The 12,813-nt window shown below is 60.3% G+C and carries 11 protein-coding genes; 6 read left to right on the top strand and 5 right to left on the bottom strand.

All coding sequences use genetic code 11. The features are described 5' to 3' along the window. Positions 1-34: 34 nt before the first annotated feature. From GA0061101_RS16765 to GA0061101_RS16755, 3 genes are all read left to right on the top strand, one after another. Positions 35-622 (top strand): helix-turn-helix transcriptional regulator, encoded by a 588-nt coding sequence (locus tag GA0061101_RS16765; RefSeq protein ID WP_037192058.1) that lies wholly within the window; start codon positions 35-37, stop codon positions 620-622. Positions 623-1,202: 580 nt separating this feature from the next. Continuing rightward, positions 1,203-2,528 (top strand): MFS transporter, encoded by a 1,326-nt coding sequence (locus tag GA0061101_RS16760; RefSeq protein ID WP_037191794.1) that lies wholly within the window; start codon positions 1,203-1,205, stop codon positions 2,526-2,528. Between the two features lie 493 nt (positions 2,529-3,021). Beyond that, positions 3,022-4,656, top strand: coding sequence for an acyl-CoA synthetase (locus GA0061101_RS16755; protein ID WP_280951430.1), 1,635 nt, complete (start codon positions 3,022-3,024; stop codon positions 4,654-4,656). A gap of 107 nt (positions 4,657-4,763) precedes the next feature. Here the strand turns inward: GA0061101_RS16755 and GA0061101_RS16750 are convergent, their stop codons facing one another. The 4 genes from GA0061101_RS16750 to blh are packed head-to-tail and all read right to left on the bottom strand — an operon-like array spanning position 4,764 to position 7,238. Continuing rightward, positions 4,764-5,204, bottom strand: coding sequence for a YeeE/YedE family protein (locus GA0061101_RS16750; protein WP_092574242.1), 441 nt, complete (start codon positions 5,202-5,204; stop codon positions 4,764-4,766). Next, the gene (locus GA0061101_RS16745) at positions 5,201-5,608 is read right to left on the bottom strand and encodes a YeeE/YedE family protein (protein ID WP_047561672.1); all 408 of its coding nucleotides are present in this window, start codon (positions 5,606-5,608) and stop codon (positions 5,201-5,203) included. Before GA0061101_RS16745 ends, GA0061101_RS16750 begins: the two co-directional genes overlap by 4 nt. Beyond that, positions 5,605-5,949 (bottom strand): sulfite-sensing transcriptional repressor BigR, encoded by a 345-nt coding sequence (gene bigR, locus GA0061101_RS16740; protein WP_092574240.1) that lies wholly within the window; start codon positions 5,947-5,949, stop codon positions 5,605-5,607. The genes GA0061101_RS16745 and bigR overlap by 4 nt, the downstream gene beginning before the upstream one ends. After that, a complete protein-coding gene (gene blh / locus GA0061101_RS16735; RefSeq protein ID WP_037191804.1) occupies positions 5,943-7,238 on the bottom strand; it encodes a bifunctional sulfur transferase/dioxygenase Blh in 1,296 nt (431 codons plus the stop codon). The genes bigR and blh overlap by 7 nt, the downstream gene beginning before the upstream one ends. A gap of 452 nt (positions 7,239-7,690) precedes the next feature. Here blh and GA0061101_RS16730 point away from each other — a divergent pair, with 452 nt between their 5' ends. From GA0061101_RS16730 to GA0061101_RS16720, 3 genes are all read left to right on the top strand, one after another. Next, the gene (locus tag GA0061101_RS16730; RefSeq protein WP_037191806.1) at positions 7,691-10,048 is read left to right on the top strand and encodes an Orn/Lys/Arg family decarboxylase; all 2,358 of its coding nucleotides are present in this window, start codon (positions 7,691-7,693) and stop codon (positions 10,046-10,048) included. Between the two features lie 22 nt (positions 10,049-10,070). After that, positions 10,071-10,631 (top strand): GNAT family N-acetyltransferase, encoded by a 561-nt coding sequence (locus GA0061101_RS16725; protein ID WP_037191807.1) that lies wholly within the window; start codon positions 10,071-10,073, stop codon positions 10,629-10,631. Between the two features lie 260 nt (positions 10,632-10,891). Then, a complete protein-coding gene (locus tag GA0061101_RS16720) occupies positions 10,892-11,854 on the top strand; it encodes a GlxA family transcriptional regulator (RefSeq protein ID WP_037191810.1) in 963 nt (320 codons plus the stop codon). Positions 11,855-11,861: 7 nt separating this feature from the next. Here GA0061101_RS16720 and GA0061101_RS16715 read toward each other — a convergent pair whose 3' ends face one another. Next, entirely contained in the window at positions 11,862-12,512 is a 651-nt protein-coding gene (locus GA0061101_RS16715) for an HD domain-containing protein (protein ID WP_037191811.1), read from the bottom strand. Between the last annotated feature and the right edge of the window lie 301 nt (positions 12,513-12,813).

Here is a 12,813-nt window from a genome sequence, read left to right as displayed (position 1 = left end):
GCCCGCATCCGAGCGGATTCTCACGCTTTTGAAGATGCGCGGTTCGCAAACCTCTGCGGCGCTTGGCACTGCTCTTGGAACAACCGGGGAGAATGCGCGCCAGCAGCTTGTCAAGCTGGCAGCGGATGGCCTCGTCGAGGCTCGTTCTCAAGCCAAGGGCGTCGGCCGGCCGCAACAGGAGTGGGAGCTGACGGAGCGCGGGCACGGATTTTTTCCCGATACGCATGGAGAGCTTGCCGTCAGCCTGATCAAGGCGGTTCGCAACACGCTCGGTGAAGCCGCGCTTGACCAATTGATTGCCGCAAGAGAAGGCGAGACGCGAGCCACCTATTCGGCCGTCCTCGAAGGCGTCGATGATCTCGAGGCGCGCATTGCAGCCCTTGCGGCGCAACGATCCGCCGAAGGCTATATGGCCGAATGGCGTCGGACGAATGAAGGCGACGCATGGCTCCTGATCGAGAACCACTGTCCGATATGCGCGGCCGCAACGACCTGCCAGGGCTTCTGCAGATCGGAACTGGCGGTGTTTCGCGATGTCCTTGGCGACGGCTGCACGGTAGAACGTGAGGAGCACATTCTTCACGGCGCTCGCCGTTGCGCTTATCGCATTTCGCCGCACTAGACGCCGGCTGAGGCGCGACCGCCACGACAGAAATTTCGTTAGAGCGTTGTCAAGCAAGGCGGGACAATTATGCAAGAAGACTGTTCCACATTCATCGTTGGAAAAGGCAACGTGAACGAGGGTCTCGTCCGCATCGCGTTGTACATTTGTGTATTCGGGACGCTGTTTTGGTGGCTGATAGGCTAGTCGGCCGACCGTCGCCTTCATCAGCGGGCGTTCGATTCCGGCAGGACGCATGGTATGCTCCGGGACTTTGACCCTGCCCGCATGCGAATGCGGGTCGCTCGTCGCAAGCCCTATGTGAACGATCAAAACCAGTCAATCACACCCCCTCAAGAAGCAACATTGGTGGATTTGGGAGCATCGCAACGGCGCTGCGTCCTCGTTTCACGGCTTTCCCCGGTGCTTCGATCACGCGAAACGACTCCTATTGACCTTTTCACAGATGAATATAGTCTGCGTATATGCAAATTGGCAAACCGCCATGGCGGGCCGATGTGGAGGTGCCGGACCTGTCAAGTCCGGTGTGAGGACGGAAAGCGGTCTCGGGCAGGAGGCGCCGCGTTCCGGGAGGAGTGACATGACAGACGACAATCCGGCGCTGCAGAGCGCCGTCCGCAAGGCGACCATCCGTCTTCTGCCCTTCCTGGGCTTGATGCTGATCCTTAATTTTCTCGATCGATCGAATGTCGGCTTCGCCAAGACGGCCTACCAGGCCGACACTGGTCTTTCGGATGCGGCCTATGCATTCGGGGCCGGTATTCTCTATCTTGGCTACGCCACCTTCGAAGTACCGAGCAACCTGATCATGCAGCGCGTCGGCGCCCGTCTCTGGCTCAGTCGGATCATGATCACCTGGGGTATCGTCTCGGCCTGCATGGTCTTTGCCCACACGGCGACGAGCTACTACATCGTCCGTTTCCTGCTCGGCGTCTGCGAAGCCGGCTTCTATCCGGGCGTGTTGCTCTATCTGACCTACTGGTTCCCTGCCAAGCAACGGGCGCGGGCGACCGGTCTTTTCTATCTCGGCGTGCCCCTGGCGCTGGTGATCGGCGCGCCCCTTTCCGGCTGGCTTCTCACCCATCACGACGTGCTGGGTCTTACCAACTGGCAATGGATGTTTGCGGTCGAAGGCCTGTCGGCGACGATCGTCGGCATCCTGGCGCTGTTCTTCCTGACGAGCCGCCCCGGCGAAGCGAAATGGCTGACCACAGAGGAAAGAAAGGCGCTCGTCACCGTTATCGAATCGGAAGAGCGCGGCAAGCTCTCCGAGGTGAAGCATTCCGTCTTCAGCGTGCTTAGGGATTGGCGGGTCCTAACCTTCATCGGCATCTATCTCTTCATTCAGGTGGGCGTCGGCCCGATCACCTTCTACCTGCCGGCGCGGCTGGCGCAGGCCATGGGCGGCGGCGTCAATACCTGGGTCGGCGTGCTGCTGGGTCTGCCGTGGCTCTGCGCCCTGATCGCAACGCGCTTCTTCACTGTTTATGCCGACCGGCACGACAATCACCGCATCGTCTGCATCGCCATGCTGACGGTCGGGACCATTGCACTGGGTATGATCGGGCTCACCATGAACCCCTGGGTCATGGTAATTGCCGCCTGCATCGCGGTGCCGGGGCTCGCCTCATCGCAGCCGGTGTTCTGGAGCATGCCGACCCGCTATCTCGGTGGCGTCGGTGCCGCAAGCGGCATCGCCTTCATCGTCTCGCTCGGCAATCTCGGCAGCTTCGCCTCGCCGCAGATCAAGGCCTATGTCGATGCCGCGACCGGCAATGGCGATATCGGCTTCTATATTCTCGCCGGCTGCTGCTTCCTCTCCGTTGTGCTCCTGCTGGCGCTCGGCCCGCACCGCCGCTGGATCGTCGACAGCCAACCGGCCGCCGGCAACAGCAGCACGCACTGAGATGACAATGGCGGCGGCCTGATTATCCTTACCCGACACCGTCGCCTTCATCCCGATCGCATCGGGATGAGGCAGGGATCGATGATCGACGGATCGAGAGCGATCAAGCAAGGGTGCCTCAGGAGCGCTCCTACGGCAATGGACGGTGCCACCGACCGCGCCTGCAATGCCAGCACCTATCGACATCGCTTAGAGCGAGATTGCGGAAGCCCCCAGATAAAGCGTGCCGGAGCTTTCGACGCTGGCCTCGAATGGCATTGACCGCAGCGGAAGCGTTTGGCGATCTTTCACGAAAAACCTTGATTTAAAAGGCTTCGGGCGTGATCACTAAGATCGACGCTACAATCAATCGTAACATGCTTGCGGAAGATATCATCCCGAAGCGAAGATATTGCATATGATTGGGGGTGGAGGGGCGACGGTCGCCATCACAAAATATCATGAGGGGTACAGCGGCCGTCTAGTCTCATTGCAATCTGGGAGGAGCGCAACAGTGAACAAATATGACGACAATCTGGGTCGGCGCGAGGCAAACCATAGCCCGATGACGCCTATATCCTATCTGGAGCGGGCTGCCCGCACATTTCCCGAGCGAACGGCAGTCATTCACGGAAGCCAGCGAATAAGCTACTCGCAATTCTGGAAGAATTGCCGGAAGCTCGCCTCCGCGCTATCACGTCACGGCGTTGGAAAAGGCGATACGGTGACGGTGATGCTGTCCAACACGCCACCGATGCTGGAAGCGCATTACGGCGTGCCGATGGCAGGCGGCGCCGTGCTGCACTCCATCAACACAAGGCTGGATGCGGACTCGATCGCATTCCAGCTCGACCATGCCGAATCCAGGGTCGTCATCGTGGATACCGAGTTTTCCGACGTCATGCGGCAGGCGCTGGAGAACGCCGCGGTCACCCCGCTGGTGATCGGCTTCGACGATGCCGAATTTCCTGCGGACGCACCGTTCAAGAAGGGTGCGCCAATAGGGACCATGAATTATCAGGCGTTTCGAGCTGGTGGTGACGAGGCATTCGAATGGGCCGAGCCCGTTGACGAGTGGGATGCCATTTCCCTGAATTACACATCCGGCACCACCGGAAATCCCAAAGGCGCAGTCTACCATCACCGCGGTGCCGCACTTGCATCGCTCGGAAATGTCATTCACGCCGGCATGGGCAAGCATCCCGTCTATCTCTGGACACTGCCGATGTTTCACGCCAATGGCTGGTGCTTCACTTGGACGGTCGCGGTGCAGGCCGGCACGCATATCTGCCTGCGATGGGTGCGCGCCAAGCCGATATTCGATGCCATTGCCGATCACGGCGTTACGCATCTGTGTGGTGCACCCATCGTCATGTCCTCGCTGGTCAACGCGCCGGACAGCGATCGGCGCGCATTTTCCCAGAAGGTCGTTTTCAATACGGCCGCGGCACCGCCGCCGGAAGCAGTTTTGGCAGCAATGGCCAATGCGGGCTTCGAAGTGACACACCTTTACGGACTGACTGAAACGTATGGTCCGGCCGTGGTCAATGAATGGAACACTGCCTGGGATAACCTTAGCAGCGCCGAGCAGGCTGCCAAGAAAGCACGGCAGGGAGTTGCCTATATCGCCCTCTCCGAACTGAATGTCATCGATCCCGAAACCATGACCCCTGTGCCGGCGGATGGAACGACCATTGGCGAAGTCATGCTTCGCGGCAACATGGTGATGAAGGGCTACCTCAAAAATCCGGCGGCGAATGACGAGTGCTTTGCCGGTGGATGGTTCCACTCAGGCGATCTTGGCGTGATGCACGAGGACGGCTATGTCCAGATCAAGGACCGCTCGAAGGACATCATTATTTCCGGCGGCGAGAACATCTCGTCGATCGAGGTCGAGGATGCTCTCTACAAGCATCCGGCCGTTGCGGTAGCCGCTGTTGTGGCCAAGCCTCACGAGAAATGGGGGGAAACTCCGGTTGCCTATGTGGAGCTCAAGCCCGGCGAGCAAGCAACCGAACAGGAGCTGATAGACCACTGCAAAACAATCATCGCCCGCTTCAAATGCCCCACGCGCATCGTGTTTGCAGAGATACCGAAGACGTCCACCGGCAAGATTCAGAAGTTCCTTCTGCGTCGGATGCCGATCTGACCTCATCGATGTCCAGTCGGTCGGAAGAAAGCGGCGCGACGTCCTTGCCTGATCTCAAAGAGCGGTGAAGCCGGCCGAGCCGATTGCTGCGAGAATGGAAACGGTCGTCACAGCCGCTTCCTCGTCAAGAGCCGATCATGGAGGATCATGCCCGCCGCCATGGCGACAACGAACAGCGGGACGGACGGCAGCCCGATCGAAAGCGCGGAGACAGCCGGCCCCGGGCAGAAGCCGGCACTTCCCCAGCCGATGCCAAAGATCGCAGAGCCGACGATGAGGCGCGTATCGACGGCGGACTTTTCAGGCAGGTGGAACCGCGTGTCCAGGGCGGGCTTTTTCATGCGGCGCTGGAGCATGACGCCCGGTACCGCGATGAGTACCGCACCGCCGAGCACGAACATCAGGCTCGGATCCCAATGGCCACTGGCCAAATTGAGGAAGCCGAGGACGCGCGCGGGGTCGACCATTCCGGAGAGCGACAGGCCGAAGCCAAAGATCATCCCCGAAAGGAAGGCAACAGCGAGGCGCGCGTAGGATAGACCTGTCATCTCAGTATCCCCATGGTGGTCGCCGTGATGATTCCCGCGGCCAGGAAGGTCGCGGTCGCCGCGAAGGAGCGCTTCGAGAAACGAGCGAGGCCGAGAATCCCATGACCGGAGGTGCAACCTGAGCCCATGCGGGTGCCGATGCCGACAAGCAGCCCGGAGGCAAGCACAAGGTACCAAGGGGCCGCGATCGTCACTGCGGGGTAACGATCATAGGTTGCGGCGTAAAGGAGCGGGCCGGCCATGAGACCGACGACGAACGCGATGTTGGCTGGAACCTGATATCCGCCGAGGAGACGGCCGACGATCCCACTGATGCCGGCGATCCGACCGTTGACAACGAGCAGCAGAACGGCGGAGGCACCGAGGAGCATCCCGCCGAAAAGTGAGGGTAGATAAGGCGTCATCTCCGCCCCTCCGGTCCGCAGAAAATAGCGTAGAGCGCTTGGATGAGTTGCGCCGCCTTCTCTTCCGTCAGACGATAGAAGATCTGCTTGGCCTCCCGGCGTGTTTCGACGATGCCCGCCTCACGCAGCACGCCGAGTTGCTGGGAGAGTGTCGGCTGATGGATGCCAAGTTTCTCCTCCAGCGCGCTAACCGAATATTCGCCTTCGGCGAGCGCGCAGGCGAGCATCAGCCGCACGGGATGCGCCAGCGTCTTCAAAAGTTTCGCGACCTCGCCTGCCCGGCCTGCCATCTCCTCAGGCGCCAAAGCGGCGGGCGCCGATCTTTCGATTCCCGTCACCATGCGGCCCCCTCCAGCGCGTCAAGCGGAAATTTGAGGTAGCGCCGACCGTTATCCTCCGGTTCCGGCAACCGACCGCCGCGAATATTCACCTGAAGCGCATGGAGGATCAGCTTCGGCATCGGCAACGTCCGGTCTCGTGCTTCGCGAAGCGCGACGAATCGGTCCTCCGTCATGCCAGACAAATGCGCGTTGTCGCGCTTCTGTTCGCCCACCGTGCTTTCCCACTTCGCATTTCGCCCGCCCGGCTGGTAATCGTGGCCGGTGAAAAGCCGCGTTTCGTCGGGAAGCGCCAGAATCCGCTGGATCGAGTTCCAAAGAGCCTTGGCGCTGCCGCCTGGGAAATCCGCGCGTGCCGTACCCGAATCTGGCATAAAGATCGTATCGTGGATGAAGGCGGCGTCGCCGATGACATAGGTGACGGAGGCGAGTGTGTGGCCGGGCGAGAACATCACGCGGCCTTCAAGGCTACCGACACTGAATGTGTCGCCATCGGCGAAAAGCCTGTCCCATTGCGAGCCGTCCGTGGCCAACTCCGGCCAGTTGTAGATGCCCTTCCAGAGCTTCTGCACGTCGACCACGCGGGAGCCGATCGCGGTTGGCGCTTCGGTCTTCTGCTTCAGATAGTGTGCAGCCGAGAAGTGGTCGGCATGGGGGTGGGTGTCGAGAATCCATTCGACCGTAAGCCCCTCGGCCCGCACATAGTCCAGGATCGCATCGGCATGAACGGTCGCGGTCGTGCCGGACTTCTCGTCGAAGTCGAGCACGGGATCGATAATGGCGCAGGCTCTCGTCGCCGGATCGGTGACGACATACTGGATGCTGCCGGTGCGTGCATCGTAGAAACCCCTGACGCGCGGCGCTTTCCCGGCCTGCCGCTTAAGCCAGCCTGCCGCGCCGGACAGGTCAAAGCCGTGGCCTTTGCCGAAAAGTTCGATATCCTCGCTCTTCATCCGCCCATCGAGCACCTCACCAAGCGCGTAGAGCGTGAGCGCCCGTGTCCCGCTCTTGCAATGGGCCAGGACTGGCCCTTTCGCATCGGTTATCGCTTTCTGGAAGGCGCGGATATCGGCCTCGGTGATGGTCCGACCCGTGACCGGCACGAACGCATAGCCAAGGCCGGCCGATCGCGCAGCGGCGGATTCCGAGGCATTGCCCGGTTGGCCTGCCTCTTCACCATCCGGCCTGGCGTTAATGACGGCGGCAAACCCCTGTTCGACAAGGGAAACGAAGGCAGTTGGGTCTGGTTGATCCGACACAGTCACCAGGTCGTTGACGTTAACAAGGTTCATAACACGGCTCCAAACAGTCATTATATAATTTCATATAATATATATTGATTGTTTACAAGACCCTTCATAGCCCCGGACCAGCATAAAGCGCTTGCCCGCCACACATCAGTGTAAACAGGTTCGGAACGCCGACCCGTTGAAAATCTCGACAACGATTTGAAATTGACAGCAAAATCAGGTCATCTGCGAGATCGTGACCGACGCCTGTCGTGATCCCTATCAGTCCGGAAAGCCGAATCTATTTCAATAGCTTAAGCGCCCTCTCGACGGGGTCTTTCTTCGATGCTTTTTCACAGAGATAGCTGTCCCTTCGCGCCAAGTGCGGAGATTTGCAGTCCTCACGGCTCTGTCTCCGAAAAGACTGTTGCGGTCTCTCGGACATTCGGTACCCTGTCACAACCATGTCATGAAATGCGTCGACACCTCGTGCCGAATCAAGAACGGGTGGCCAGATGGAATATTTCAGACGTTTTAACTTTTTGTTCGCGACGCCGGCCTTCGACAACGAGGATTTGGAAGGAACCCGTTATAACCAGATCGTTGAGGAAATCGAACGCTCAGGTTTCGAGGTTGTGCGCGCGCGCAATCTGGAAGACGCAGAGATCGCCGTACAGACGGACGCCGCCATCGGCTGCATGATGGTCGATTGGGGCAAGAAGGGGCTCGAGGGCAAGACTGCCTCTCTCATCAATTTGATGCGCCGCCGCGGCCTCGAATTCCCGATCATCCTGCTTATCCGCCGTAAACGCTTCGAGGACGTGCCGGTGGAGGTGCTCGACTTCATCGACGGCTATGTCTTCCTCTCCGAGGAAACGCCTGCCTTCATCGCCAAGAACCTTATCAGCCGGCTCAAGCAATATGCCGAGACGCTGAAGACACCGTTTTTCGGCGCGCTGGTAGACTATGCCGAGGAAGGCAACCAGCTTTGGACCTGCCCTGGGCACAATGGCGGCGTGTTCTACAGCCGCAGCCCCATCGGTCGGGTGTTCATGGAGCATCTGGGCGAAGCGGTGTTCCGCGACGATCTCGACAATTCGGTGCTCGACCTCGGCGACCTGCTGACCCACGAGGGGCCGGCACTTGCTGCACAGAAGGAGGCAGCCAAGATCTTCGGCGCCGAGAAGACCTATTTCGTACTGAACGGCACCTCCACCTCCAACAAGGTTGCGCTCTCCGCACTCGTGACCGACGGCGATCTGGTGCTGTTCGACCGCAACAACCACAAAGCCGCCCATCATGGCGCTCTGATGATCTCCGGCGGCATTCCGGTCTACCTGCCGACCAAACGCAACGTCCATGGGCTGATCGGTCCGATAGATTTCTCAGCCTTGGACGAGGAGGCCCTGCGAGAGCGCATCCGTACTCATCCGCTGGTGAAAGATCCCGATGCCTATAAGAAGCCGCGTCCGTTCCGCGTCGCGGTGGTGGAGCAGTGCACCTATGACGGCACGATCCACAATGCCGAGATGATCCTCAAGCGCATCGGGCACCTGTGCGACTATATCCTCTTCGACGAGGCATGGGCGGGCTTCATGAAATTTCACCCGCTATATGCCGGACGCTTTGCCATGGGCCTTGGTGATCTTGGCCCCGACGCGCCGGGCATCATCGCCACGCAATCTACCCATAAACAGCTCGCGAGCTTCTCGCAGGCGTCCCAGATACACATGAAGGATCGGCATATCTCCGGCCAGAAGCGCCGCGTGGAGCATCGGCGGTTCAACGAGAGCTTCATGCAGCACGCCTCGACCTCGCCCTTCTACCCCTTGTTTGCCTCGCTCGACGTGGGCGCGCAGATGATGAAGGGTCGCTCGGGCGTGGTGTTGTGGGACGACACGATCCGTCTCGGCATCGAGCTGCGCAAGAAGATCCGGGCCGTGCGACGCGAGTTTGAGGAAAAGGAGCATCGCCCCGAGCGTCGCTGGTTCTTCGAACCTTTCGTGCCCGACCGGGTGGCGATCCCGGATGTGTCCAGCCCCGGTGCGGCGCATGATGTGCCTTGGGAGAGCGTCACCACCGATCAACTCGCCACCAATCCTGCCTTCTGGCACCTGACTCCCGATGCGGCATGGCACGGGTTTTCCGGCATGGAACCGGGCTTCGCCATGACAGATCCCAACAAGCTCACCCTGCTCACCCCGGGCTTTGATCGGGCGAACGGCACCTATGCCGAGCATGGCATCCCAGCGCCTGTGGTCGCGCAATATCTGCGGGAAAACCGTATCGTGGCGGAGAAGAACGACCTCAACTCCCTGCTGTTCCTCCTCACCCCCGGCGTGGAAGCCAGTAAAGCCGGTACGTTGATCAGCGGCCTCGTCGCCTTCAAAAAACTCCACGACGACAATGCGCTGCTGGAGGAGGCAATCCCCGAATTCTATCGCCGCCGGCCGGACCGCTATGCAGGGGTGCGGCTACGCGATCTGTGCGGAGAAATGCACCGCTTCTTCCGCCAAGCCAATGTCAGCGCGCTTCAGGCAATGCAGTTTTCCGCTGCGCACCTACCGCCGATCGTCCTCTCGCCCCATGATGCGGCGCGCTGCCTGGTGCGCAATGATGTGGAGTATCTGCCGATCGACGCCATCGCCGGCCGCATCGCGACAACGCCGTTCGTGGTCTATCCCCCGGGCATCGCCACCATTGTGCCGGGCGAACGCTTGACGGACAAGGCACAACCCATGATCGATTATCTCAAGATGTTTGAGACCAGCTTCAACACCTTCCCCGGATTTGAGGTGGAGATTCAAGGGCTCTATCGCGAGACCGATGCATCTGGCCGCGTCCGGCTCTATACCTATGTCGTTGCCGAATAGGCTGGGAAATTCGGGTTCGATCATGGAGCAGGACAAAACAATCGTCATTCGCCCGTCCCGGGAAACCGACGTTGATGCCATGTTGGCGATCTATCGCCGCCATATTCGCCGCGGCATCGAGGATGGGGTGGACGATAGCGACACGCCGCAACCGGACGATCTGCGGGAGCGGCGCAAGAATTTGAAGAACCGCCGCTTCCCCCATGTCGTCGCGATCAAAGGCGGAGTGGTGGTAGGCTACGCCTATGTGGTGCTGTTCCGCAAACGCCCGGCCTATCGTTACACCGTCAAGCACTCGATCTATGTGCATCACGACCATATCGGCCAGGGCGTTGGGAGCCTGCTCATGCGCGGGCTGATCGACGCCTGCGCAGCCGCCGGTTTCCGGCAGATGATCGGTTATATCGATGCCGATAACGTTGCTTCGCTCGCCCTGCACGAACGGTTCGGCTTCGCGCGCGTTGGTTTATTGCCAGGCGTCGCCTATCGTTACGGCCGCTGGGCCGACAGCGTGATGGTCCAGCGCTCGCTCGGCTCCGGCACAACCGCTGCGCCGCCGCCGCCAGCGCTTTCAACCCGCTGAAACGAACGGGAATGATGCGCGATGAGTATGCTGACATCTCTATCCCAGGAGTCGCGGCCGTCAGGGACCGCCCCTCGGTGTCGCCAGGCCAGTCCGTCTCGCTCAAGATTGATGTGAAGAAAGCGCATCTGTTCGAGCCGGTACGCGGCAAGCGGCTGCCTTGAGCGGACCATCATGAATATGCTGGCATTTTAGCCGTGGCCGATTTTACATTGGCTTTACGCACCCAAAAGTGGCCAAGGGGCGTGATGGGGATGCGGATGCGTACGGTAGCAATGTTGATTTTTCCCGGCGTTCAGATGCTGGATGTGGCCGGACCTCTCGATGTCTTCGCCGAGGCGACCGTCTTTCTCACCGGCGACGATGGATACCAGGTGACATTGATTGGTCCCGACCGAGCTCCCCTTCGCGCATCGAATGGCATGACGCTGGTCGCGGATCTATCCTATGACGAAGCAGCCGGGCCCTACGACCTGTTCCTGATCGCGGGCGGCCCCGCCCTTCCGGATACCGAGTTCCCGCAAAACCTGATCGATTGCGTCCGCCGCCTGTCCGCCGCCAGTCGGATCTTCGGTTCGGTTTGCACCGGGGCATTCTGTCTGGGAGCGGCAGGGCTTCTCGATGGGCGCAAGGTTACCACGCACTGGCAAAATGCGCGGCGTCTTGCATCCACCTTTCCGAAGGCGGATGTTGAAGTCGACCGGATCTATCTGCGCGACGGGCCGATGATTACCTCCGCCGGAGTGACGGCCGGCATCGACCTTGCCCTGTCGCTGATCCGCGACGATCACGGATCAGCATTGGCGCTTTCTGTCGCAAAGCGACTGGTCGTCGTGGCCCAGCGTCAGGGCGGCCAATCGCAGTTCAGCCCCTATGTGGAAACGCTCTCGGACGAGAAATCTCCGATCTCCGTTGCGGCTGCGTTTGTCATGTCCAACCTGAGAGAGCGGCTCTCGGTGGCGGACCTTGCCACTGCCGCCTCCATGAGCGTCCGCAGCTTTGCGCGGGCATTCGTTGCCGGCACGGGACATCCCCCAGCCGAATTCCTCGAAAAGGCCCGCATCGACGCCGCGCGCAACATGCTCGAGCGAACGGACGACCCTCTCAAAGTGATCGCGTACGAATGCGGCTTCGGCAACCCGAAGCGCATGCGTCAGGTCTTTGCACGAAATCTCGGCATCTCGCCGGTGCAATACCGAGATCAGTTCAAGGCTCCGAAGTGAAGCCCGATCAACTTTCCCACGGAGAGCTGAGGATCATCTCGACAAAATCTCCGCGCTTGTAGGTCGGGTCCATCTTGGAAAGCACATCGGCCTTGACGTTGCCGAACGTCGTTTCAGGCTTACGGATCGTGCCAAGGCAGAAGGACGTCAGGATGCCGTGCTTGAACTTCAGCCCGCGCGGATGGCAACGGCAAACTTCTTCGCGCTGGCCATCGCTGACGTCATGATAGCCGATGCCCAGCACGTCCATTTCCACGCCGGCGGTCACGAGCGCCACGGTTGGTCTCTTGTGCTGCGGGATCCCGGGAGTGGTATGAAGCGCGATCGAATCCCAGACGTCATCGACATCGCGCTCGGAGACGTCATAGGAGGTCAGGAACGCTCGGGCTGCATTTGCGCCGTCGACCTCGAAGCGGTCCGTCTCGCTGGCATATTCGTCCATGATGCCCATGTCATGGAACATGGCGCCGATATAGAGAAGCTCCGGATCATAACCGAGCCCCTTTCGATTGCCCGCCAGGGCGCCGAAGAGGAAAACGCGACGCGAGTGGTGGTAGAGGAGATCCGTTTCCGTATCCCGTACCAGCTCGGTTGCGGCCCTTGTCATTGCGCTGTCCGGGATAGCGATGCCCGCGATCATCTTCGGTTCGTCTGCCATCGATGGGTTCCTTTGAGAAAGATTGAACGATACCGAGATCGAGGTTGCCGGGTGCTGAAAAGGCTGCGGGGCGAACCGTCTCGTTGGCCGCAACATGGCAGTCGGCACCCGCCCTCGGCAATCGATCCGAGGGGGCGGTTCCTGCCAATTCGAGCCCGTTTTCGGCCGATGGCATATGCTGAAGAAGTCGCCGTGCAGTTCAGGATTGCCGATGAAGCGATGCTGTGGCTTGGCGGCCAATGGGCTTAGCCCCTAGACAATCCACCGATGTGGAGAGCGATCTCGTCTTTCCGCGAAAGCC

This window comes from Martinezella lusitana, from assembly GCF_900094565.1.
Classification (GTDB): domain Bacteria; phylum Pseudomonadota; class Alphaproteobacteria; order Rhizobiales; family Rhizobiaceae; genus Rhizobium; species Rhizobium lusitanum.
This window is presented reverse-complemented; position numbering and strand designations above follow the sequence as displayed.

Bases quoted from the DNA above. Each gene is read 5' to 3' on its own strand.
- GA0061101_RS16725 (WP_037191807.1), top strand. From the start codon at position 10,071: ATGGAGCAGGACAAAACAATCGTCATTCGCCCGTCCCGGGAAACCGAC.
- bigR (WP_092574240.1), bottom strand. From the start codon at position 5,949: ATGGTGACGGGAATCGAAAGATCGGCGCCCGCCGCTTTGGCGCCTGAG.
- blh (WP_037191804.1), bottom strand. From the start codon at position 7,238: ATGAACCTTGTTAACGTCAACGACCTGGTGACTGTGTCGGATCAACCA.
- GA0061101_RS16730 (WP_037191806.1), top strand. From the start codon at position 7,691: ATGGAATATTTCAGACGTTTTAACTTTTTGTTCGCGACGCCGGCCTTC.
- GA0061101_RS16745 (WP_047561672.1), bottom strand. From the start codon at position 5,608: ATGACGCCTTATCTACCCTCACTTTTCGGCGGGATGCTCCTCGGTGCC.
- GA0061101_RS16760 (WP_037191794.1), top strand. From the start codon at position 1,203: ATGACAGACGACAATCCGGCGCTGCAGAGCGCCGTCCGCAAGGCGACC.
- GA0061101_RS16715 (WP_037191811.1), bottom strand. From the start codon at position 12,512: ATGGCAGACGAACCGAAGATGATCGCGGGCATCGCTATCCCGGACAGC.
- GA0061101_RS16750 (WP_092574242.1), bottom strand. From the start codon at position 5,204: ATGACAGGTCTATCCTACGCGCGCCTCGCTGTTGCCTTCCTTTCGGGG.
- GA0061101_RS16765 (WP_037192058.1), top strand. From the start codon at position 35: ATGCGCGGTTCGCAAACCTCTGCGGCGCTTGGCACTGCTCTTGGAACA.
- GA0061101_RS16720 (WP_037191810.1), top strand. From the start codon at position 10,892: ATGCGTACGGTAGCAATGTTGATTTTTCCCGGCGTTCAGATGCTGGAT.